This window comes from Streptomyces rubellomurinus, assembly GCF_000961885.1.
Classification (GTDB): Bacteria; Actinomycetota; Actinomycetes; order Streptomycetales; family Streptomycetaceae; genus Kitasatospora; species Kitasatospora rubellomurina.
Map to the genome: position 1 here is coordinate 1 of NZ_JZKH01000306.1, position 547 is coordinate 547.

The window sequence follows — 547 nt, forward strand, 5'->3', positions numbered from 1 at the left end:
GGGCGGGAGCGGCGCGGTGAAGGCGTCGTTCACGGGCGCGGCGAGCCCGGCGTCGGTCACCGACACCTCGGGCGGCGGCTCGACGGTGCTGGCCGCGGCGCCTTCGCCGTCCGGCCCGCTCGGGAACTACACGGCGACCTCGCTGTCCCCGTCGTCGGCGTGGTCCTCCGGGTCCAACACCGGTGGATTCTCGTACAGTTACCCGATCTCGGTGCCGCCGTCGCTGGGCGGCGCCGCACCGTCGGTGGCGCTCAGCTACAGCTCGGCCGAGGTGGACGGGAAGACCTCCGCGTCGAACGCGCAGCCCTCGTGGGTGGGTGACGGCTGGGGCTACGAGCCCGGGTTCATCGAGCGCGGCTACCGGTCCTGCGACAAGGACGGGATCACGGGCTCGGGTGACGTGTGCTGGGCCGGGCAGAGCGCGACCATCGCGTTCGGCGGCCGCTCCGGCCCGATCGTGCGCGACGACGCCAGCGGTGTGTGGCACCTGGTGAACGACGACGGCACGAAGGTCGAGCAGTTGACCGGGGCGCCGAAGGGCGCGGGC

The 547-nt window shown here is 73.7% G+C and carries 1 protein-coding gene; it reads left to right on the forward strand.

What is annotated here, in order from left to right; all coding sequences use genetic code 11:
• Window positions 1–16 precede the first annotated feature (16 nt).
• On the forward strand, window positions 17–547 hold a 531-nt coding region (locus VM95_RS37955), incomplete at its 3' end, for a hypothetical protein (RefSeq protein WP_157882315.1).